A 22,009-nucleotide genomic window follows, 5' to 3' on the forward strand; every position below is an offset into this window, starting at 1 on the left:
AGGCGACGACCCCGGGGAGTCGGGCTCCCCGGGGTCGTCGTGACTCAGCTCTTCCAGTCGGCCAGATAGAAGAGTTCCAGCTGACCGTACTCGTCGTCCACGTCCGAGAGGTCCTGCGCCGTGGTGTGCAGGAGCGCCACGGAACGGACGAACCCGTGGACGTCGGCAGCGAGGAACGCGGCACTCGACGAGAGGACCAGGGCGATCCTGAACGGTGTGTCCGCCCCCCGGTCCCGGAGGATGTCCGTCAGGGCGTCCCAGTTCTCGCCGTAGTGGTCCGGCGCCGACAGCGCGCGTCCCAGAACCGTCAGCAGGTCCGACTCCGTCGTCACGTCCGCCAGATCGGCCTCGACGACGGTGAATCCGGCCGTGCCCAGTTCTTCGACCACCTCGTCGCGACGGGTCTGCGGCGCGAAGTACGGCTCCGACGGCAGCCACGGAAGGACGTCCCGGGGGTCCACCCAGGAATCCTGGAGATCATCCGTCGTCATCGCACCCGCACAAACGTCTTGTAGTGGTCAGCGGTGAAATACACTTCACCCTTCTTTCCGAAGATCAGACGGTGCACGCCGCGATGGGCTCCACCGGTCGGCCACACGTCCGATTCGCGATAGTACCCCTTCCCCTTCTTGGGCAAGAGGCCCTTGTTGTTGGTGAAGACGCCCCTCGCCTGGCCGCGTGCCTGGCCCTTCATGACGCCGGGCGGAGTGCGCCCCGTCTTGTCGTAGTAGTTGACGACCTTCCAGATCTGCGCGCCGAGCGGCGTGAGACAGCTGGTCTTCGCGTTGTGGACGAGGACCGGGGTCCCGCCCGCCACCACGTAGTACGTGTGCAGGTCGCTGACGGTGAGGTTGTGGACCGTCGTCCGCGGGGTCGTCCAGCGGGCGACCTCGGTGATCCGGACCTCGGTCCCGGCGTCGGTGCTCAGCCGGTCGCCGGCCGCGAGGTCGGTGGCGTCGAGCCACTCGTCGAGTTCCGGCACCCAGAACGGGTGACCGTCGGTCGCGGTGACCGAGGCGGTCCGCGTGCCCCGCTCGCCGTCGAGGTCGACGGTGACCCGGACGAGGTGCTTCGTCCCGGTGCCCTCGATCTCGGCGGTGACCTTCTCGGTCCTGGTCTTCCCGGTCTCGGGGTCGGTGGCCAGGACCTCGTCGCCGATGTCGACGTCGGCTATGGCCTTGGTACTCCCGTCGGCCATGAGAACCCTGGTGTCCGGGGCGAAGCTGTTGCCCTCACAGGATTCCAGCCGGTTGGCGAGCCGGTTGGCCTCCTTGCGCTTGTTGTTCCAGTCCTTGAACTTGTCCCAGAGCTTGAGGGCGAGCCCACCGATCCGCTTGCCGACGGCGGCGGCCTTGTCGAGCCGCCAGCCGTACTTCACGATCAGCCGGCCCGCGGGGCCGCCGCTGATCAGCGAGGTGACGACGTTCAGTGCGGTCTTGCCGCAGGAACCGAGCGCACCGGTGGTGAAGCAGTCCAGCGCGTCGGTGATGCCGAGTTCGGCGGCGAGGATCGCGCCGAGCTCCTTGGCGATGGCGATGGCACGCCTCTCGGCCGCCTCCTTCTCGGCGCGCGCGGCGTCGGCCTTCTCCTTGGCCGGTGTGTAGATCGCGCTGTCGCCTGTGCTGCCGCCGCCGTCGCCCGAACCGGAGGACGGCTTGTTGTAGTTGTGCGGCCATGGCCCGCACTGCTGCCAGCCGCCCTCGCAGTCCGCGAGCCTGAGGCCCGTGGCGTCGCTGTAGGTGACCGGGCTGTTGTTGGCGTAGGCGTAGCCGTTGATCTGCTGCGGGTCGTTGTAGTCGATGATCGGGTCGGCGGACAGGAAGCGGCCCGTGTCCGAGTCGTACTCCCGGGCCCCCACGGTCGTCAGCCCCGTGGACTCCTGGAGGGTGCCGCCGACGAAGCCCTTGTCGTTGACCCATCCCGTGGCCGTCGAGCTCGACTCGTCACGCGCGTTGCCGAACGGGTCGGTGCGTCGGCGGGTCGTCTGACCTGTCCCCGCGTCCACCGCGAGCTCGGCGGTGCCCTGGTGGTCGGCGAGCAGGAAGTGCACCCCGCTCGCGTCCCGCATGGCCACCGTCTGCTGGGAGAACGAGTAGTAGCGGGTCGCCGTGACCTTGGAGGTGGCCTTGTCCAGGTGGAGTTCGGTGCCCGGCAGGTAGTAGGTCTTCTCCTCTGGGGTGTCCCGCAGGAGGCGTTCGCCCGAGGCGTCGTAGGTGTACGACGTCACGGCTCCGTCGGCGCCGGTGACCTTGGTCAGCTCGCCCTGCGGGTCCCACTCCAGCGTCTGGGTGTCGCCGTCGAGGACCCGTGTCCTGGTGTTGCCCTCCGCGTCGTAGGTGTACGTGTCCTCCGCGGTGACGGCCGGAGTGGTGCCGGTGGCCGCCGTCCCGCGGGTCACCTTCGAGACGGTGTGCGGGCCGCCGGTCTCGCCGTAGGTGTAGCCGCGGGTGGTGGTGCCCGCTCCGCCGAGGCCGTGCCGCACCTCGTCGGTGCGGTTGCCCACCGAGTCGTAGCCGTACTCGGTCCAGAACGGGTTCACGCCGCCGACCGTCGACGACGACGCGCCGGACGCGCAGGCCGCCTCCGAGGCGCCGGTGCCCGAGGCGTCGTTCGGCGTCACCGACGAGGTCCAGGCGTCGGTCAGTCGGCGCAGTCCGTCGTAGGTGAAGCACTGGACGTCGTTCGTGCCGTCGCTCGGGGTGTCGGCGATGGAGAGGATGTTGCCGGTGTCGTCGTAGGTGTAGCGGGCGTCGTAGGCGAAGGGTGCCCCGTTCTCGACCCGCATGTGCGACCTGGTGAGGCGGCCGGTGCCCTCCTCGTAGAAGTTGGTCAGCCAGGTCTTCGGCGCGTTCGCCTGGCCCGTGGTCAGCTCCAGCGACTCCAGTTGCGAGGTGGGCGAGTAGCCGGCGTCCGTGACGTAGCTCAGGCCGCCCAGCGAGGTGTTGAGGGCGGTCGGCCGCTGCAGTTCGTCGTAGGTGTGCGACAGCGACTCCGCCGGCAGGTCGCCGACGGCCGGCAGACCCTCGCCCTGCAGGGTGCCGTCGTCGTTGTACTGGTTGGTGAACTCGTAGGTGCCGCCCAGCTGGGGCTCGGCCGTCTTCGACAGGAAGTACCTGGTCGTGGTCGGCTTGTAGTCGTTCTCCGGGTCCAGCACCGGGTAGATCACCGATGAGTGGACGGCGCCGTCCTTGTAGGAGTAGACCCCGTACAACTCGCCCTTGTGGACGGTGTCGTAGCGCGTCAGCGACAGCCGCGTGCCGGTGTCCGCCTCGCCCTGCCAGGTGGAGACCGGGCGGCCGAGCTCGTCGTACTTCGTCGACGTCTTGTTCAGCCGCGCGTCGGTGACGGACGTCTGGCGGTCCATCGCGTCGTAGGTGTACGTCGACCTGCCCGTGTCGGGGTCGACGGCCTCGATCTGACGGCCCATCTGGTCGTACTGGTACGTCCACTCGTTGCCGGCGTCGTCCGTGACCTTCGACAGCAGTCCGGCGTCGGTGTAGGCGTAGGAGGTCGTGACCGGGTCGCCGCCCGTGGGGTACTGGATCCGGGTGGTCGTGCGGTCGCGGGCGTCGGTCACGATCGTGGTCCTGACCCCGCCGGAGGGCGGGGTCGTGGTGAACCGGTCACCGGCGTGGGTGTAGGTGGTGCGGTACCGCTCGTGGCCCCCGACCTGGAAGATCGTGGCCGTCTCGCGGCCGGCTCCGTCGTACACGGTGACCTGCTGCGCGTTCAGGTCCTCGTTGACCGGCTCGAAGAGCGTCGAGGACGGGGAACCGGTGGTGTAGTAGGTGTCGTTGACCTTGACGATGCGGCCGGAACCGTCGTAGAGGGTGTCGGCGATCATCCGGCCGCCCTCGCCCTCCGTCTGCTCCTGGCGAGGCCTGAGCAGACCGTCGTACAGGGTCCACTCGCTGCCGTACGACGTGCCGTCGTTCTCGATCTTCTGGGTGTGGACGGCGGTCGGACCGGCGTCGCCGCGGACCACGTACGCGTACTTGATGGACGGGGTCAGGCCGATACGGTCGGGGAACCAGACCGAGGTCAGGCGGCCCAGTCCGTCGTAGGCCAGTTCGGTGCGCTTGCCGTTCTCGTCGACCTTCGCGGTCGGCACGCCCCGCTGGGTGGCGTACTCGGTGGAGGTCGTCCAGCCGAGCGCGTTGGTGACCGTGGACTTCGTGGCCAGGCCGTAGGCGTTGTCGACGTAGCCGGTGGTCGTGGTGCGGGAGGCCGCGTCCTTCACCGTGAGCGGGCGCCCGTAGTCGTCGTACGTCGACGCCGTGACCGTCTGGTACGTGGCCGTGGTGCCGTCGTGTGCGGACAGCCGCCTGGTCATGGTCGGGTCGCCCTTCGTGGGGGCCCCGCCCAGGGTGGTCGAACCGTCGTAGTGCGTCAGCTCGTCGGAGATGACCTGGGTCTTGCGGTTCGGGGTGGTGGAGCAGTCGACGCCGACCTTCTCCACCCGGGCGATGTACGCGTACATGTGCCGGGTGGCGTTGTCCGCGTACTCGGTCCGTGTGCACTCGTTGTCGCTGACGCCGACCTCGCCGTCGTCGTCGACGCGCACCACGCGGCCGGTCTTGTCGTCGTACGTGCTGGTGGACTTGGTGTGCCGCCACTTCCCGGCGCCGAGCGAGACATAGGTGTCGACGGACCCCTGGTTCACGTAGCGGGCCCGGCGGGTGCCCCAGTCCTCGACGCGGGTGGCGGTGACGTGGGTCCAGGGGACGGTGACCGAGCGCTGGGTGATGTCGGAGCCGTTGTAGGTGAGCGTCTCCAGCTCCTGGCCGACCTTCCAGTCGGAGTCCACGTGGGAGGTTCCGTCGGAGGTCGCGACCGACGCCGAGCGGGAGTCGCCGTCCTTGTCGACGTCGCCGTCGAGACCGCGGAAGTAGATGTGCTCGGACCTCGTGTTGGAGGCGGAGTTCGTGCCGGCGGAGGTCTCGACGCGGACCCTGCCGTAGCCGCGCCAGTCGCCCCAGGTCCGGTACTCGGCGGTGGTGATGCCGTCGGCCTTCACCTTCCGCCAGCCGGCGTCGCCGAGATAGGTGTACGAGGTGACCTTCTCGGCGTTGCCGCCGGTGAGGTCCTGCTCCACGACGGAGTCGACGACGTACTTGTGGAACCAGTCGACGATCGGCTCCTGAGCGCCCGGCGGATTCCACTTCACCGGGAAGCAGCGCTTGGTGGAGGAGTCCTCGGCGGGCAGGGTGCTCGATGTGCACTGGGTGTCGGCGTAGTTGACGCTGAGGACGCCGCCGGTCTCGTTCTTCACCGCCGAGAGCCGGAAGCGGTAGAAGGGCTGGATGTTGTCACCGGCCACGTCGACGCGGCTGGCGAGCTGCTGGCCCTGGATTTCGACGGACGGCATGGTGACGTCGGTGCCGACCTTGCCGGTGTGGTCGACGGCCTTCAGCCACAGCGCCTTGGAACCGTCTCCGTTGTCGGTGAAGTCGTGGGACAGCGTCCACTCGTCGACCGCGCTGAAGGAGGTGGCGCCGGTGCGGACCTGGGTGGTGATCTTCGTGAGCTTCTTGCGGGTCCAGAACGTCGGCGAGTTCTGGCCCACGCACTTGGTGTCGGCCTTGCAGTTCTGGTCCCAGGGCACGTCCGGCCAGTCGGCGGCCGTGGCGTCCGTGAGGTCGGAGACCTCGCAGTCGGTGAGGTCTCCGATGCAGCGCTCGGCGGTGGTGAAGACGACACGGGCGGACGGCTCGGTCGAGTAGACCTTGTCGGCGCGCTGACCGTAGTCGATCCGCTTCAGGTAGCCGCCGCGGACGTACGCCTTGCCGTTCTCGCCGGTCTTCAGGCCCTGCGTGTAGTGGTTCGTCTCCTTGCCGTAGTAGTACGACATGACGTTGCCGCGCGGGTCGATGACGTGGTCGAGGTTCCAGCGCCAGGCCTGCGTGCAGTGGGCGTTGGCGAAGGTCGCGTCGTAGCAGGGCTCGCCCGAGTCGTCGCCGTACACGGGGACGGTCCAGGTGGAGTCGGTCTCCTCCTCGCCGCTGGTGAAGCCGGGGAGCCGGTTCAGACCGAAGAAGTACTGGGTGCCGTCGGGCGTGGTGACCTTCCAGTGCTCGCCGTTGTTGTCGCCGTTGGTGGCGTCGGTCAGCTTCTCGACCTTGGAGTTGTCGTCACCGCTGATCCGCCACTCGCCGGTGGTGTCGTCCTTGACGATCTCACCGGAGGTGCCACCCGCGAGGGAGAGCGTGGCGTTGTCGTGGGCCCAGCACTGGTCGCCGTACTTGTCCTCCTGGCCGTCGTCGGCGCAGGCCTTGTAGTTGCGCTCGATGAACCCGGGCTCGTACGTGAAACCCTGGCCGATCCACGAGCCCTGGTTGTTGGTGGCCGCCGTCTGACCGTCGATCTCCTGGGAGTTGTAGCCGAGGCCCAGCGCGGGCTGCGAACCACCGGGGACGGGCGGGGTGGAGAGCGGGTACGACCAGGTGAAGGCACCGGACGAGGTGTCGACGCCCCACTCGGAGGACGCCTTCAGACTCGTCGCCTTGTAGTCGCCGCCGTCGCCCTCCGCGCCGGCGGTGGCCGCGAGGACGGTCACCGAGGAGGTGCTCGCGGACGCGGTCCGCAGCAGTTGGGTCCCGGTGCCCGCGGTGTCGCCGGCCGCGGTGACCTTCGCGGTGAGCGTCTGCTCCTCCGCGTCGTTGACGCTTCTCAGATACGTCGGGGTGGAGCAGTTCTTCTTCTCCGGCGTGGTCAGCACGCACTCCGGGTACTGCGCGAGGCGCAGCCGGGAGCCGTAGCCACCGCCGTACGCGTCCGCGAAGGCCGAGTAGTCCAGGGCGATTCGGGCAGGGCCCTTGGTGTCCTCGCCGTCGGCGCGGGCGACCGTGAAGAGGACGCCGTCGACTCCGGCGGCGGTGGTGGCCTTGCGGCCGAGGACCTCGACGCGGAGGGAGTCGGCGGCGTTCTTGCCGCCGGTGGCCCTGGCGGTCAGGGGGAGGCCCCTGGCCTGGGTGGCCTTGTCGCTCGTGAGGGCGACTTCTGCGGTGGCCGCCTTGGGCCAGGCGGTCTTCTCGGCGTCCTTGACCGCGGCCTTCGCGGCTTCGTCGCTCTGCTTGAACTTCTCGGGCTTGGCGTTCTTGCCACGGACCGGGTCGTCGAGGTCGGTCTGGGTCCCGGGCTTGGTGAGGCCGTCGTCCGCGGCCAGGGCCTGGGGGGAGTACTGGGGCAGCAGGCCGATCGACAGCGCGAGGCCGAGCACGAGCGCGGCGCGGCGACGGCCGGTGCGCCAGGCCGGTCTCGGGGACCGGTACCAAGGGGGCGAGGACATGACGTCTCCCGTCAGGAGGGGATCGGGAAGAGAAGAGGTGGAGTGGGTGGGGCCGGGGCGCTACGGGCAGGGGTGTTCGGTCGGTTGCGCGGCCACCGGCCGGTGGGGGCGCTCGCGCGGTTCCCCCGCGCCCCGGAGAAGCAGGGGCTCGGGGAACCGCGCGATCAGCCGCGGACGGTCCGCGGACGAAGAACGACCTGGTCACCCTTCACTGATGCTGGAACCCGATGGCATGACCGCCACCAGCGTCACCAGGGACGCGTCCAACGGCCCCTGGTACATGCGGACTTCGTCGACCGCCCCGGAGAAGTACTCGCTCCCGGCCGTACCGGTGAGCGTGCGGCCGACCTGGAGGCTCGTGGTCGTGAAGTCCCACGTGTTGTCCCAGGGGGCCTCCGCCACGGCGACGCCGTTGACGTAGAGCAGCACGTCCCCGAAGACCGCGTTGTGGACGAGCGCCAGATGGTCGCCGTCGCCCTCCGCGCTCGGCAGGTCGCCGTTGTCGAGGACCGTGGTGACCACCGGGGCCGCCGCGTCGGCGTCGGTCACCCTCAGCTGCCAGCGGTTGCTCGCGGCCAGGTACTTGACCGTGATCGCGCTGCCCCTGGCGCCGGACAGCGAGAGCACCGTCTGGTCCGCGGTGGAGCCGGTCGAGGCGAGCCGGGCGCGGGCGGTGAGGGTGAAGCTGTCCTCCGCGGAGAGCACGCCGGCGGGCCGGGTCGCGTAGGCGTTCGTGCCGTTCAGCGCCAGGTGCCCGTCGCCCCACAGCGGCTCGGCCGGGGGTACGCACTCCGGGTCGGCCTCGGGGTCGCAGGAGTCGTCGGGCAGGTAGACGGAGGCGCCGCCGCCCAGGGTCAGACCGGTGCCGCCGTCGACCTCCGGGGAGAGGCCGGACGCGGAGGCGTCGAGCGGCCAGTAGGCGAGCTGGTGGGGCTGGATACCGCCCAGCTCCTGCCCCTCGGCGGGCGGGATCACCCGGTCGTGGATCTTGACGTCGGAGACCGTGCCCTTGAGGTGCCCGAGGTAGCCGTCGAGGGCCAGCTTGCGGCCGATCTGTACGGCGCCGCCCGCGTTCCAGGTGGTGCGGCGGGCCTGGACGTCGTCGGCGACCAGGACACCGTTGACGTACAGCATCATCTTGCGCTGCTCGGCGTCGTAGACCCCGATGAGATGCGTCCAGCTGCCGGGGACGGCGGCGGCGCCCGAGACCTTCCAGGTGCCGAGCGACTCGATGTCTCCGTACGGGATACGGAAGGTCCACGACGCGGAGTCCACGTCGTAGCCGAGCTCGAAGCCGGGCTGGGCGGTGCCGTCCTGGCTGACGACGGTCATGTTCTCCTTCGGCAGCGAGGGCAGCATCACCCAGGCGCCGACCGAGAAGGTTCTGCCGGTGTCGACGGCGGGCTCGCCCGCGTCGAGCCAGGCGTTCTCGGTGCCGTCGAGGGAGACGGCGGTATCGGTGGAGCCGAGCGGTCCACCGGCGCCGAAGGTCACCCCGGAGCCGGCGGTGGCGTCGGGCGCGTCACCGCTGCCGGCGGCCTTCGTGGAGCCGCGGGCGTCGCCGAGGGCCCAGGCCGCGACCGGTGCCCGGCCGTCGCTGACCAGGAAGACGTGCACCGTCGGGGTCTTCTGCGCGTTGCCCGCCCCGTCGACGGCCGTGACCTGCAGTGCGTACGTGCCCTCGCTGGGAGGCATCCAGCGGATGGTCGCCGGGCCGCCGGTGGACTCGGCGGCCACCGTCTTCGGGGTGTTCACCGCGTGCGGGCCGGTGAAGCGGTACGTGTACTTGGTGACGTCGGCGGAGGGCGAGTCCATGGTGAAACTGCCGTAGTCGCCGGTGCCGACGTGCCAGGCCTCGTCGTCCGGGTACGCGGCGGAGGTGACGGTCGCCGACTTGGGCTGCGTGGTGTCGTAGATGAACTCGCAGCGGGTCTGTGCGCCGTCGGAGGACCAGGCGCCGTAGGCCTCCTGGTCGTGGCCGCGCACGGCCCAGCCGATGACGGTGTTCTTCGGGAGGGTGAAGCCGGCCTCGCCGTCGTCCTTGACGTCGCTGCCGATGGTGTAGAAGAACGTCGCCTGACCGGTCTGGGTGATCTTCTTGCTGACGTTGGTGGTGGCGCGCTGACCCGTCGTGGCGTAGTGCGTGACCGTCTGGCCGTCCTTCTCCCAGAAGACCTTGAACTGGGCCTGCAGCTTCTCGGAGTTGGAGCCGGTGTCGTTGTGGTCGTAGTCCTTGAGCACGACGCTGACGCGGGGCGCCTCGGTGACGTAGTGCTCGGTGGCCGCGCCGTACTCGCAGGCACCGCCCGGCTTCATCTGCAGGGCGTCCTGGTCCGGCTGCAACGGCGGCCGGTTGTAGGTCACTTCGAGGTGGGCGTTGCCGCAGAAACGCTTCCAGTACGAGACGTCCGACTCGCTGGCGGCCTTGAGGCGGAACGTGGTGGTGTCCCAGCCCTTGTCGGCCGCCGTCCGGATGGTGCCCGTCACGCCGAAGCGCACGTTCTGGTTGGTCGAGGTGCACGAACCGGCCGTGTCGGTGGGTGACTTGGAGGCGATCGTGTCCTTCGAGGAGGGCTGGTTGGACCAGTTCGTCTTCGAGCTGATGGCGCTGGCGCCGGTGCTGTTGACGCGGGCCAGCTGCACCTCGCGCGCGGAGTCGCTGTAGGAGTGGACCAGCGTCACGGCGAACTGCGCCTCGACGATGTCCTTGCCCTCGAACGTCCCGGTCGGGACGGCGAAGAACTGCCGCTTCTTGTCGCTGCTGCTGGAGCAGCGGAACGAGACGTTGGACGGGCAGAGGCCCACGCCCTCGTCGTCGCCGAACTTCCAGAAGGAGTCGGACGGGGAGTCGGACGACACCATGGTCCAGCCGGTGCGGTTGGCGGTGCGGAACACGGGGTCGATGTAGACCGGGTACACCGTGTCGTCGCCGGTGAGCAGGTCCGCGTCGGGGGTGAGGGTGACGCTGTCGGAGTCGACGGCCACCTGCACGTCCTCGACGGTGGCGCCGTCGGGCGGCGTGATGTCCTCGCCGGGGGCCTCGGGGGCCTCGGCCGGTTCGCCCGTGCCCTCGCTGGAGTCCCACATCAACGGCTTCGGCGCCTCGAAGACCGCGCCGCCGGAACCGCTGTCGGTGGCGGTCAGACCGCCGCCGGCGCTCTCCGTCAGCTCCACCGAGGTGGTGTCGACGGGGAGTTCGAGGGTGGCGAGGTCGGGGTGCGCGGCGGCCTCGGCGTTCTTGACCACGAGGACGTGGGAGAAGCCCTCCGCGTTCGCGGTGACCTTGAGGTCGACGCCGGGCAGGACTTCGCGGTAGGTCGCGGTGGAACCGTCGATCCTGGGCTCGGGCAGTTGGCCGGGCCAGTCGAGGGAGAGGGCGCGGCCGTCCTTCTCGATCTCGGCGAAGGTGCGGTCGCCGCCTCCGGAGAAGGCCATCGCGGTGACGGCGGCCCTGGGCGCGTACGTCCCGTTGTCCCGCTTGACCAGTGTGGTGTCGATCTCGGTCCAGACGCCGTTCTTGCGGGTGCGGACCGGCTGCACGTACTCGGTGACGGTGAAGGTGCCGTCCGGGTTGGCGACCGTCGTGCTGCGCTCGTCGCGCAGGCTGGTGATCTCGACCTTCTTCCCGGTCTTCGCGGCCCTGTCCTGGGCGGCGTCCTCGGTGAGGGCCGTGACGGAACCCTTGCCCGCCTTCTCGGCGGCCTTGCCCGTGACGGCGGTCGCGGCCGTGGGCTCCGGGGCGGGGGTGCCGCCGAGTGCCGTCACCAGCAGGGCCGTCAGCGCGGTGGCGACGGTGAGCGAGCGGACCGGACGTCGTCCGCCCACCCCTTCATCCGCACTTCTGTTCGAACGGGACGTCATCGCGGTGTACTTCCTTCTCTCCATGCCGTCCGTCACCCGACCACGCCGAACGAGACGCCGTTGTCGGGCAGTCCGCCCGACCCCGGCTGGTACGTGGTGACACCCGTACTGGTGGTGCCGTCGAGGTCGGCCCACGTCACGACGTGGAGGACCCCCTTGGTGGTGCCGGACGCCTTGCTGAAGGGCACCCCGACATAGAGGTTGCTCGCGCCACCGGTCAGCGACATGCCCAGGTGGTCCCGCCTGGTGGCGGTACCCGGCAGGCCCGAGCCGCGGGTGACCAGCCGGTCGGCCGCGCCGATCGTGCCCAGCGGCCGGAAGACCTGGACGGCGCCCGCGTCGGTGGCGGCGCCGACGTCCTTGCCGGGGATGCCGACGGCCAGCCGCACGGTGCCGGCCGTGGTGACGACACTCGTGTCGGTGTTGGAGATGGCCACGCGCTGACCCAGGAAGTCGCCCGCCACGGGGTCGCCCTCGACGTCCGCCACGGCGGCGTCGATGGCCGCCGTCTCGGTGTACGCGCCGGAGGGCTGGATCCGGAAGACCGCCGCGCCGCCCGCCTCGGTGACCGTGCCGATGTCCTCGCCGGGCGTGCCGACGGCCAGCAGGACGTCGGAGTTGTACGTCTGGTCGCTCGGCCGGTAGCCGGTCATGGAGATCGAGGTGCCGAAGCCGTCGTCGGCCTCGGCCGTGCCGGTCACTCCGGTGGCGTCCTGGTCGAATCCGGCCAGGGCGGTGGGGACGCCGCTCGCGAGGGTGTGGTTGAAGACCGCGACACCTCCGGCGAAGGTCTCGTCTCCGATGGCCTCGCCCGGGATGCCGACGCCGAAGTAGCGGTTGGTCCCGGCCACGGAGTAGCCGAAGCGGTCGTGGGCCTCGACGGTTCCGGGTACCCCCGGGTCGTTCTGGTTGACGGTCGTCCTGGTGCTGCCCTGGATGTAGTGGACACAGCCGGCGTCCGCGTAGTCGGTGCCGCCGCTGACGACGTTCTCGCCGGGCACGCCGACGACCAGGTAGGGCGCACCGCTCGCGGTCTCGCCGCCCTTGACGGACTGTCCGAACCAGTCGTACGCCTCGGTGGTGGTGTCGGCGTCCAGCCCCGACTGGCTGTAGCCCTCGATCACGGAGCCCTCGCCGATGCCCGTGGGCGTGCCGTGGACGATGTAGATCGCCCCGGCGTCGACGAGCTTCACCCCGTCCTTGGTGATGTCCTCGTACGGCACCCCGACGACGAGGTCGGTGCAGCCGTCGCCGTCGGCGTCGTAGGTCGTGCGGGAGGTGCCGAAGCCGTCACCGGGCTCGGGAGCGGCGTTCATGCCGGTGGTGGCCTGCGAGATCTCGAAGACCCCCTTGCCGCCGCCGAGGATCACCCGCACCAGACCGGCGCCCTTGACGCCGCTCACCGTGGCGTTCGGGTCCGCGACGACCGTGTCGACGACACTGTCGCCGTTGAAGTCGGTAGATGTTCCCGCCGTGCAGGTGGCCGCCGCTGCCACCCCGGCGACGCTGGAGGGCAACAGCCCCGATGACATGACGACGGAAGCCAGCAGGGCCCACCCCGCTGTGCGTGTGCGTATTCGCACAACTCACCCCTATATCCCCGTTGAGTGACCACATCCACACCCCTGGCCACGTAAGGGGAAGCTAAAGGTCCACGTCGTCTACATGTCAACCCCCCTTTCTCCATGGGCCCCTCACGGCAATGGAGATGTTTGCATATGTCACCCTCGACCCCCGCCAAGCCGTTCAGGCCGGAAATTTCCGGCCAACTCGCCTACCCCGATTGACGGTTGTTCGTCCAGGCCGCCTATAGTCCGGTTGCTCACGCAAGCAGGCCGCGTGGGCGCCCCCATGCCGTGGACGTTTCGGTCGGATCCCGTGCCCGGGGACGACGTCGCCTGCCGTCAGGTCACTCGAAGGGCAGGTAGCCGTGCGTCGGCTCTGGGGTTGTCTCATTCTTTGCGTTGCTACCGTTGCCGCGTTACTCGTCCACGACACCCGCGACAGCGCGGCGGCCGACCGCAACGAGAGCTCCCACGCCTATGGTTCGCACCCCCGGCAGACCCTCGACGCCTACTGGAACGCCGCCGGTGAGGAGCGTGGCGGGAAGCAGCCGGGCCTCGTGATCCTGCACGGCGGCCACTGGTACGAGGACACCGGCTGGGCCACCTGGTCGCGCACCTTCGCGGACGCCGGGTACGCCGTCTTCGCCGTCGACCACCGGCTGAATTTCGACGCTCCCTGGCCGGCCCAGCGGACCGACGCGCTGTCCGCGCTGGACTGGATCCGCGACCACGCCGCCGACTTCGACGTCGACCCCGGCCGGCTGGTCCTGCTGGGCTCCTCCTCGGGCGGCCAGATCGCCACGGCCGTCGCCACCTACGGCTCCGGCGCGTTCCGCGTCGACGGCGTGGTGGCCCTCTCCCCCGTCAACGACCCGTACCGCGCCTGGCGCGACGGCAACGCCGGCGACGCGACCGACCGGCAGCGCAAACTGCGCGACAACGCCACCCTCCTGGCCCGCTGTCACCCCGGCCCGGCGGACGACTCCGCGTCCGCGCACCCGGGTTGCCGGGACACCTGGACGGACATGGTCGTCAGGAACCGCGCCTCCGGCGGCGACGACGCCCCGATGTTCCTGCTCCACTCCGAGAACGACTTCGTGCCCGTCCGGCACTCGCTCGACCTCGAAGCCGCCGAGGAGGGCGCCCACAACATGCCCGCCAACGGCGTCACGGTCGAGACGGTGGCCGGTTCCGCGCACGGCGGAGCACTGTTGAAGGAGCCGGGAGTGGCCGACCGGGTCCTGGGCTGGATCGCCGAGAGGACGCACTGAGCGCCATGAAGATCACCTTCCTGCTCCACAACGCGTACGCCATCGGCGGCACCGTCCGCTCGACACTGAACCTCGCCGGAGCCCTGGCGGCCCGTCACGACGTGCAGGTCGTCTCGGTGTTCCGCACCGAGGAACGCCCCCTGCTCGGCGTGAGCGGCAAGGTCCGCCTGGTCCCGCTCGTCGACGAACGCCCCGACGCCGCCACCTACGACGGCGACCACGAGCTGATGTCACGGCCCTCCACCGTGGTCCCGCCCACCGAGGTGCTCGCCCACCGCTACACCGCGCTCACCGACGAACGCCTGCGTGCCTTCCTCGACACCACCGACACCGATGTCGTCGTCGCGACCCGCCCGGCGCTCGTGGTCGCCCTGGCCGGCCACGGCTCCGTCGGCTCGCGCCGCCCGCCCGGCGCGTCCCGCGCGACTCGCCGGGGCCCGCTGCTCATCGGGCAGGAGCATCTGTCGTACGACAACCACGTGCCCGGCGTGCGCGAGGCACAGAACGCGGCGATCGGGCGCCTGGACGCCTTCGTCACCGTCTCCGCGCGGGACGCCGCCGACCATCGCCGGCATCTGCCGGGCCTGCGCACCCGCATCACGAACATCGCCAACGCCGCGCCCCGCCCCCGGGCCGAACCCTCCGACCTGCGCGCCCCGTTGGTGGTCGCCGCCGGGCGCCTGTTCCCGGTCAAGCGGTACGACCTGCTCGTCGAGGCCTTCGCCAAGGTCGTCGCCGAACACCCGGAGTGGCGGCTGCGGATCTACGGCAAGGGCCCGGAGCGCGCGAACCTGCGCGCCGCGATCGACAGGCTCGGACTGGGCGACCACGTCTTCCTCATGGGCGCCCACGCCACGCTGGAGACCGAGTGGGCGAAGGCCTCCGTCGCCGCGGTCAGCTCCGAGTGGGAGTCCTTCGGCATGACCATCCTGGAGGCCATGCACGCCGGCGTCCCCGTGGTCGCCACCGACTGCCCGCACGGCCCCGGTGAGATCGTCACCGACGGCACCGACGGCCTCCTCGTCACCCCGGACGACCCGAACGCCCTGGCCACGGGCCTGCTCCGGCTCATCGACGACCCGGAACTACGGCAGCGCGTCGGCAGCGCCGGCCGCACGACCGTCCAGCGGTACGCGCCCCGCGCGATCGCCGCGGAGTACGAGCACCTGATCGCCGACCTCCAGGAAGCCCGCACCCCGGCGACGGTGAAGCTGGGACGACGCTTACGCCGGACGCTGGGGTGGCTCCCCTCCCCGGCGGACGCGAAGCCCAAAGCGGCGGCCGGGTCGACCGCCCCGAACGCGAAGCCCGCACAGGCCGTTCCCCCGCGCGCCGCCGCCGAGAACGCCGCGCCGAAGCCGTTACGTCCGAAGGCCGGCTGTCGCGTCGGCGGGCGCGGCGAGGTGCGGGTCTCCGTGGCCGCGTCCGGCGTGTCGGGGGCGGACCTGACGCTGGTGCTGCGCCGCCGCCACGCCGACGACGAGGTGCGCGTCCCCCTGCGGCAGGACACGCCGGGCGACGCCAGGAGCCCGTGGACCGCCACGCTGGACCACGACGGACCGGACCTCGCGGAGGGCCGCTGGGACCTGCACGTCGAGCGGGGCGAGGACGGGGCTCGCCGTCGGGTGCGGGCCCAACTGGTCGAGCAGCGGGGTCTGTTGACCGCCGAGCTCCCGGACCGGTCGCCGGTCGCCTGGTGGATCCCGTACGCCACCAAGGACGGCTACCTGGCGCTGCGCACCTTCCACCGCACCGCGCACGCCGAGGTCACCGCGCTTCCCGTCGGCGACGGCTCGATCGCCGTGGAGGGCGTCCTGCACGGGGCCGTGCTCGGCGAGGGCGCGACACTGCTGGGTGTCGCCCGGGGCGAGGACGCGGCGGACTTCGAGGCACCGGCGACACGTGTCGAGGCAGGGCGCGCGACCGGACGACCCGGATTCCGCGCACGGCTGACGTCCCTGCCGGACCCCGCCGGCCCGGACAAGGTGATCTGGGACCTGTTCCTGCGTCCCGCCCCCGACGCCGAACCCCTCCGACTCGGCCGGCTGTTCGACGACATCGTGGACCGCAAGGACACCGACAAGTACCCGGCGGTCACCCTGGCCACACCGGGCGGCGCCTTGCCGCAGGCCCGCTTCTTCTTCACCGTCACCAACGACCTGGCCGTGGCCCTCTCCTGAGACGAACGACTGCTACATCTTGTCGATCTTCAGGTTCGCGATGACCGTACGGGCGATCTCCCGGCCCTGCTCGGTGAAGTGGCCCTTGCCCGGATAGTCGATCCAGAGCCGGTACATGTCACCGTTGCCCGCCCTGTAGTACAGGACCCGCGCCTCACGCAGGCGCGGGGCCTGGGTGTCCGTGGTCGTGTACCTGATCGTGTTCTCGGCGGCCTCCTGGTCCCGGAACCTCGCCTCCTGCGGCCGCCCCTTCGGCGCGGGCTCGTCGGCGACGTCCAGCGAGTACTCGCCGTCCTTCACCAACTCCCAGTCGGCGTACGCCTTGTCCAGCGCGACCCCCGGGATCTCGTTCTCCGTGTCGTCCTTCTTGATGTCCCGGTCGACGTTGATCCGGATCAGCCCGCTCGGGTCGCTGTACTGCGCGAACGTACCGTCGGTCTCGTCCGGCTCGAACCGGTCCTTCACGAAGTCGCCGGGCACGCCCACGCTCGCGGCGACCTTCGTACCGAGGTCCCGCTGCTTCCAGCCGTCCGGGAGCGGCCCCGCGAAGGGATCGGCGACCACCACGTAGGTCGTCACCGCCGCCGCCACGCCCAGCACGCCGAGCCCGGCGACCGCCACCGCGACGACCGCCGCGCCGACCCCGGCGAGGGTCTTGGCGCCGATCCTGATGCCCTTGGAGTCCCCCGCCCGGGGCCCGGCGGTCGTCTGGACCACCTGGGTGGGCGCGGGGGCCGGCGGGTTGGCGGCCGCCTCCAGCAACTCGCGGACCCGGGCGGCGCTCGGGCGGCGCGCCGGGTCCTTCTGCAGCAGGCCGTTGATGGCCTCGGCGAGCGGGCCGGTGGCCGAGGCGGGCGCCGCGGGCGTGGCGTTGAGCACGGACTGCAGGGTCGCGGGCGTGTTGCTGCGCCGGAACGGCGACACACCCTCCGTGGCCGCGTAGAGGACGACGCCGAGCGACCAGAGGTCCGACGCGGGACCGGGGCGCTGGCCGAGCACCCGCTCGGGGGCGATGTACTCGGGGGAGCCGACGAAGCCGCCGGTGTCCGTCAGATTGGTCTCGCCCTCGATCTGGGCGATACCGAAGTCGGTGAGGACGACCCGGTCGTGACGGCCGAGGAGGACGTTGTCCGGCTTGACGTCCCGGTGCAGGATGCCCGCCGCGTGCGCCGCCTCCAGCGCGCCGAGCACGTCGAGGCCGATTCTCGCCGCCTCCCGAACACCGAGGGTGCCCTCCTGGAGCGCGTCGCCCAGGGAACGCCCCCGCACCAGCTCCATGACGATCCACGGCCGGTCGTCCACGACCGCCACATCGTGCACGTTCACGACGGACGGATGATCGAGCCGGGCCGCCGCGCGCGCCTCACGTCGCATCCGCTCGAAGGCGTTGGCCCGTTCGCGCTCGGGAAGATGGTCGGGTACGCGCGGCTCCTTGACGGCGACCTCCCGGTCCACCGTCTCGTCCTGCGCCCGCCACACCGTGCCCATACCGCCGTGCCCGAGCTTGGCGAGCAACCGGTAACGGCCGGCGATCAGCCGCCCGGTGCCGGGGTCCTGCGAGGACGGCGCGGGCTGTACCGCCCGCGGGGGCGGTGCGGGCCGAGCCGCCTGCGGGGGCTGCGGCTGCGGGGCCGGGGCAGGCGCGGGCTGGTCCGCGACCCGGGTCGGCTGCGCGTACGGGTTCCCCGGGTACGGCGCACTCGGCTGCGGCGGTTGCAGTCCGAAACTCGTCGGCTCGTCGGCTCCGTAGCCGGGCCCAGGCCCTGATCCGTAAGGGGCGCCCCCGTTGCTGCTCATACGTTCATCTGTATCGCGGCAAGCGCTTCGGCAGCCAGCCCCGTCGCATTCCGGTCACAGACCCGTGACGCGGAACACCACTTATCTCCGCTTTAGTGACGAACGAACGTGTCGACCGCCACGTCGAAGTACTCCTTCGCCTCGCTCACCCTTCCGACCGGCGCCGACACCCACACGTCGTACAGCCGCCCGTCCCGCTCCCAGCAGAGGTCGTACGTGTGCCGGGGTCCCTCCGCCGCGCTGAAACCGTCCCAGGTGAACTCCCAGAGCGCGGCCGTCCGCCCGTCGTGCGTGGTCTCGGTGACCCTGCCGTCGCGGTAACCGGGGTTCGTGGAGGGCCCCTTCGCGTGGGCGCGCCGCATCACCCCGGCCGGCCCGCCCTCCTCCGGCTCTCCGACCTTGACTCCGATCCGGATCACCTGCCCCGGCGACATGTAGAAGACCCGCTCCCCCTGCGGCCGCCGTGTGAAGTCGTCGGGCACGGCGAGGCTGAAGCCCCGCTCGTCGTCGGCCAGCCGGTATCCCGAGGGCACGGTCGGCGCGGTGGCCGCCCGTGAGCGCGTCACGGTGGGCGTGGCGTTCCCCGACGTACCGGAGGCGCCACCGGCCCCGCCGGTCCCACCCGACCCATCGGTCTCGCCCGAGCCCGAGGTGCTCGACTCACCCGACGTGTGCGAGGTGCTCGGCGTGCCGGACCGTCCCGACTCGCCCGGCGATCCCGACTGACCCGACTCGCCCGCCGTGCTCGACGCACCCGGCGTCCGCGGTCCCGACGTGCCCGGGGTGCCGCCCTCACCGCCCCCCTCCCGCATCAGCAGGGCCGCCGCCGAGACCCCGGCCCCGGCCATCGCCGCCACCAGCGCGGCCGCGACCAGCACGCTCCGGGTGGAGTGCGGCGGGCGCCGCTGCTCGGGCTGCTCCCGCAACGCCGCGACCCCGGCTCCGCCCGCGTCCGACGGTGACTGTCCGCCCCCGGCCTCCGGCGCGTCCTCGGCGGCGGCACCGGTGGCCCCGGCGGCGGCCGCGCGCCGCGCGTCCCGTCCCGGACGCGGCACGTCCCGCCGGGTCGGGGTGTAACCGTGCGACGTCCTCGGGTTCTTCGTCGTCCGCGGCGTCCGGCCGGTCTCCCGGAACGCCCGCAGCAGCCGCTCGGCCTCCTCCGCGTCGAGCCGCCGGTCCGGATCACGCTCCAGCAGCCCCCGTACGACGGGAAGCAGCGGCGCGGCCTGCGCGGGCGGCCGAATCTCGTCGACGACGACCGCGTGCAGGATCCCGCCCAACGAGTCACGCCGGAACGGCGATTCCCCACTGAGCACGGCGCACAGCAGCGCGCCCAGCGACCACAGGTCGGACTCCGGCCCGGTACGGACCCCGGACATCCGCTCCGGGGCGGTGTACTCGGGCGACCCGACGAAGGACCCGCTCTCGGTGAGCGTGGTCGCACCGGCGACCTGGGCGATGCCGAAGTCGGTGAGGACGACCCGGTCGGTGCCGTTCTCCACCAGGACGTTCGCCGGCTTGAGGTCGCGGTGCAGGACCCCGGCGTCGTGCGCCCGCCGCAGCGCGCCCAGCAGATCGATCCCGATCCGCGCGGCCTCCCGCGCGTCGACGGGCCCCCGTTCCTCGATCCGCTCCGCGAGCGAGTCGCCGTCGATCAACTCCATGACGATGTACGGTCGTTCGTCCTGCTCGACGACGTCGTGCACGACGATGATGTGGGGGTGGCCGAGCCGGGCGACCGCCCGTGCCTCCCGCAGGGTGCGCTCGCGCCGTTGCCGGGAACGCTCCTCCGGGAGCGAGTCGTCCAGGGCGAGTTCCTTGACCGCCACCTGCCGGCCGAGGAGCTGGTCGGTGGCCCGCCACACGATCCCCATACCGCCGCGGCCGATCCTGGCCTCCAGCCGGTACCGCCCGGCTATGACGCGGACGTTCTCCCCCTCGGTCCCCATACGCCTCATCATGCCGCACCGGACCCGAACCCTCCGGTGCCGTGCGACCGGCTGGCCGACAAGCACCGCACACACGTCTCACGAGCGCCTTGCGAGCGCCTTTCGAGCGCCGTGCGGGCGCCGCGCGGGGAGGCCCACCTCGGATGTGCCGGCGGGCGTCACCGGCGGGGCTCACCGCTCCGCCGGCCTCCAGCTGCGCAGCACCGCGTAGAACCGCTCCTCGGCCGTCTCCCAGTCCGCCGCCGGTGCGGACATGTAGATCGTGTACTCGACACCGTCCCGGGAGAGGTACATCTGCTCGATCGCCCGGCGCGGCCCCGGGAACTCCGTGCCCTTGGCCGACGCGGTCCAGGTGAAGTCCCACAGCGCGCCGGGCCGGTCGCGGTAGATGTTCTCCTCCAGGCTCACCCGCTGGTACCGGGAGCGCGTCCGCACCTGCTCCTCCAGGTCGAGCTGGTGGTGGTACGGGCTGTCGAAGTCCGGCGAGTCGTCCACGGCGACCCGGAGGAAGTGCTCACCGCCGTCGGGCGTGTAGTCGATCTGCGAGCCCTCCACCTGCCGCTTCCACCCCTTGGGCAACGCGAGGCTGAAACCCTCCGGGTCCTCGACCCGCTCCCACCCCTCGGGCACCCCGTCGGCCGACCGGTCCCCGTCCTGCGACCCGCCCGACCCGCCCGACCCGTCAGTCCCGTCCGTCCCGGCCGAGGAGGAGCCGCTCCCCGCCCACCACCCGTCCGCGTAGTGCGCCGCGACGGCCCCACCACCACCGACCAGCACGGCCAGCGCCAGCACGAGCGCGACCGTACGGCCTTGTCGGCGCCGCTTGCCCGTGGACGCGGCGGGCGGCACAGCGGAGCCCGGCGGATAGGCCCCGGCCCCCGGAGCGCCCGGCGTCCCCGAACCACCGAAGCCACCGGACCCGTCGCCCCAGCCGACAACGGCACCGGTGGAGTACTCCGCCCCCTGCGCCCCGCTCCCGTAGGCACCCGACGCGACCTCTACGCCGTAGGGCCGTGCCCCCGCCACGCCGACGCCCGCGCCTCCGTGAACTTGCTGAATTCCCTGAACTCCCTGAGCTCCTTGTCCACCGCGCACGTCCTGCGCGCCCTGCTCACCGGGTGTGCCGTATGTGCCGCCGTGTGCGCCTACCCCACCCGCACCATTCGTTCCGCCGGCACCGTCCGAGCCACCCGAGCCAGCCGACCCGGCCCCCGCGCTCCCCAACTGCTCCCGAGTCGCCAGATACGCCTGTGCCTCCCGGGGCCGCCGCCCCTCCGCCGCCTCGGCAAGCATCTGCTCGGCCTCGTCGGAGCCGGGCCGTACGGCGGGGTCCTTGCACAGCAGCGCGGCGATGACGGGCCCCAACGCCCCGGCGTCCGCCGGTTCCGCGGCCTCCTCGCTCACCACGGCCTGCATGGTGGTGAGCGGAGTGGTGCGCCGGAACGGCGACTTGCCCGCCACCGCCGTGTACAGGGTGGCGCCCAGGGACCACAGGTCGGAGGCGGGCCCGGGCTCTTGCCCGCGCACCCGCTCGGGGGCGATGTAGTCGACGGAACCGACGATCTCGCCGGTGCGAGTGATGGTCGTGTCGCCCTCGACCTGCGCGATACCGAAGTCGGTCAGCATGACCCGGCCGTCCTCGGCGAGCAGCACGTTCCCCGGCTTCACGTCACGGTGCAGGACACCGGCCCGGTGGGCGGCCCGCAGCGCGCGCAGCACCCACACGCCGATCCGCGCCGTCTCGCGCGCCTCCAGCCGCCCCCGGTCCCGCACGGCGTCGGCCAGCGAGACGCCCTCGACCAACTCCATGACGATCCACGGGCGGTTGTCGTGCTCCAGCACGTCGTGCACGGTGACGACGGCCGAGTGGTTGATCCGCGCGGCCGCGCGCGCCTCGGCCCGGGTCCGCCGCAACAGGATGGCCTGCTCGTTCTCCGAGACGTAGAGCGCGGCCGTCAACTCCTTGACCGCGACCGCCCGGTGCAGCACCTCATCGTGCGCACGCCAGACCCGTCCCATGCCACCGCTGCCGATCGTGTCGACCAGTCGGTAGCGCTCCGCGAGGAGCTGGCCCTGCATCTGATTCACGTTGCCCCGC

At 71.3% G+C, this 22,009-nt stretch carries 9 protein-coding genes; 2 read left to right on the forward strand and 7 right to left on the reverse strand.

The window, feature by feature from the left end; translation table 11 throughout:
- Nucleotides 1-44: 44 nt before the first annotated feature.
- From K1J60_RS16815 to K1J60_RS16830, 4 genes are all read right to left on the reverse strand, one after another.
- Complete coding sequence (locus tag K1J60_RS16815) at nucleotides 45-491, reverse strand: barstar family protein (RefSeq protein WP_220646938.1); 447 nt, start codon at nucleotides 489-491, stop codon at nucleotides 45-47.
- Nucleotides 488-7,288, reverse strand: a complete 6,801-nt coding sequence (locus tag K1J60_RS16820) for a polymorphic toxin-type HINT domain-containing protein (protein ID WP_220646939.1) — start codon at nucleotides 7,286-7,288, stop codon at nucleotides 488-490. The genes K1J60_RS16815 and K1J60_RS16820 overlap by 4 nt, the downstream gene beginning before the upstream one ends.
- Nucleotides 7,289-7,489: 201 nt before the next feature.
- A complete protein-coding gene (locus K1J60_RS16825; protein ID WP_259407758.1) occupies nucleotides 7,490-11,113 on the reverse strand; it encodes a LamG-like jellyroll fold domain-containing protein in 3,624 nt (1,207 codons plus the stop codon).
- 68 nt (nucleotides 11,114-11,181) lie between these two features.
- Nucleotides 11,182-12,732 (reverse strand): FG-GAP repeat domain-containing protein, encoded by a 1,551-nt coding sequence (locus tag K1J60_RS16830; RefSeq protein WP_259407759.1) that lies wholly within the window; start codon nucleotides 12,730-12,732, stop codon nucleotides 11,182-11,184.
- A 347-nt stretch (nucleotides 12,733-13,079) separates the two neighbouring features.
- On the opposite strand from K1J60_RS16830, the gene K1J60_RS16835 reads away from it, so the two are divergent.
- Both K1J60_RS16835 and K1J60_RS16840 read left to right on the forward strand, forming a co-directional pair.
- On the forward strand, nucleotides 13,080-13,985 hold the full coding sequence (locus K1J60_RS16835) for an alpha/beta hydrolase (protein ID WP_220646941.1): 906 nt from the start codon (nucleotides 13,080-13,082) through the stop codon (nucleotides 13,983-13,985).
- Nucleotides 13,986-13,990: 5 nt separating this feature from the next.
- A complete protein-coding gene (locus K1J60_RS16840; protein WP_220646942.1) occupies nucleotides 13,991-16,165 on the forward strand; it encodes a glycosyltransferase in 2,175 nt (724 codons plus the stop codon).
- A gap of 12 nt (nucleotides 16,166-16,177) precedes the next feature.
- Here K1J60_RS16840 and K1J60_RS16845 read toward each other — a convergent pair whose 3' ends face one another.
- The 3 genes from K1J60_RS16845 to K1J60_RS16855 form a co-directional block, all read right to left on the reverse strand.
- Nucleotides 16,178-17,962 carry a serine/threonine-protein kinase gene (locus K1J60_RS16845; protein WP_220646943.1) on the reverse strand — a complete coding sequence of 595 codons (1,785 nt, stop codon included), beginning with the start codon at nucleotides 17,960-17,962 and terminating at the stop codon, nucleotides 16,178-16,180.
- 92 nt (nucleotides 17,963-18,054) lie between these two features.
- Entirely contained in the window at nucleotides 18,055-19,911 is a 1,857-nt protein-coding gene (locus K1J60_RS16850; RefSeq protein ID WP_220646944.1) for a serine/threonine-protein kinase, read from the reverse strand.
- 171 nt (nucleotides 19,912-20,082) lie between these two features.
- Nucleotides 20,083-21,990: a serine/threonine-protein kinase gene (locus K1J60_RS16855; protein WP_220651512.1), complete on the reverse strand. Its 1,908-nt coding sequence runs from the start codon at nucleotides 21,988-21,990 to the stop codon at nucleotides 20,083-20,085.
- Nucleotides 21,991-22,009: the final 19 nt, after the last annotated feature.

Source organism: Streptomyces akebiae, from assembly GCF_019599145.1.
Taxonomy (GTDB): Bacteria; Actinomycetota; Actinomycetes; order Streptomycetales; family Streptomycetaceae; genus Streptomyces; species Streptomyces akebiae.

What these genes read in the sequence shown, in the direction of transcription:
- K1J60_RS16815 (WP_220646938.1), bottom strand. Translation starts at nt 491, where the DNA reads ATGACGACGGATGATCTCCAGGATTCCTGGGTGGACCCCCGGGACGTC.
- K1J60_RS16820 (WP_220646939.1), bottom strand. Translation starts at nt 7,288, where the DNA reads ATGTCCTCGCCCCCTTGGTACCGGTCCCCGAGACCGGCCTGGCGCACC.
- K1J60_RS16840 (WP_220646942.1), top strand. Translation starts at nt 13,991, where the DNA reads ATGAAGATCACCTTCCTGCTCCACAACGCGTACGCCATCGGCGGCACC.
- K1J60_RS16845 (WP_220646943.1), bottom strand. Translation starts at nt 17,962, where the DNA reads ATGAGCAGCAACGGGGGCGCCCCTTACGGATCAGGGCCTGGGCCCGGC.
- K1J60_RS16850 (WP_220646944.1), bottom strand. Translation starts at nt 19,911, where the DNA reads ATGGGGACCGAGGGGGAGAACGTCCGCGTCATAGCCGGGCGGTACCGG.
- K1J60_RS16855 (WP_220651512.1), bottom strand. Translation starts at nt 21,990, where the DNA reads ATGCAGGGCCAGCTCCTCGCGGAGCGCTACCGACTGGTCGACACGATC.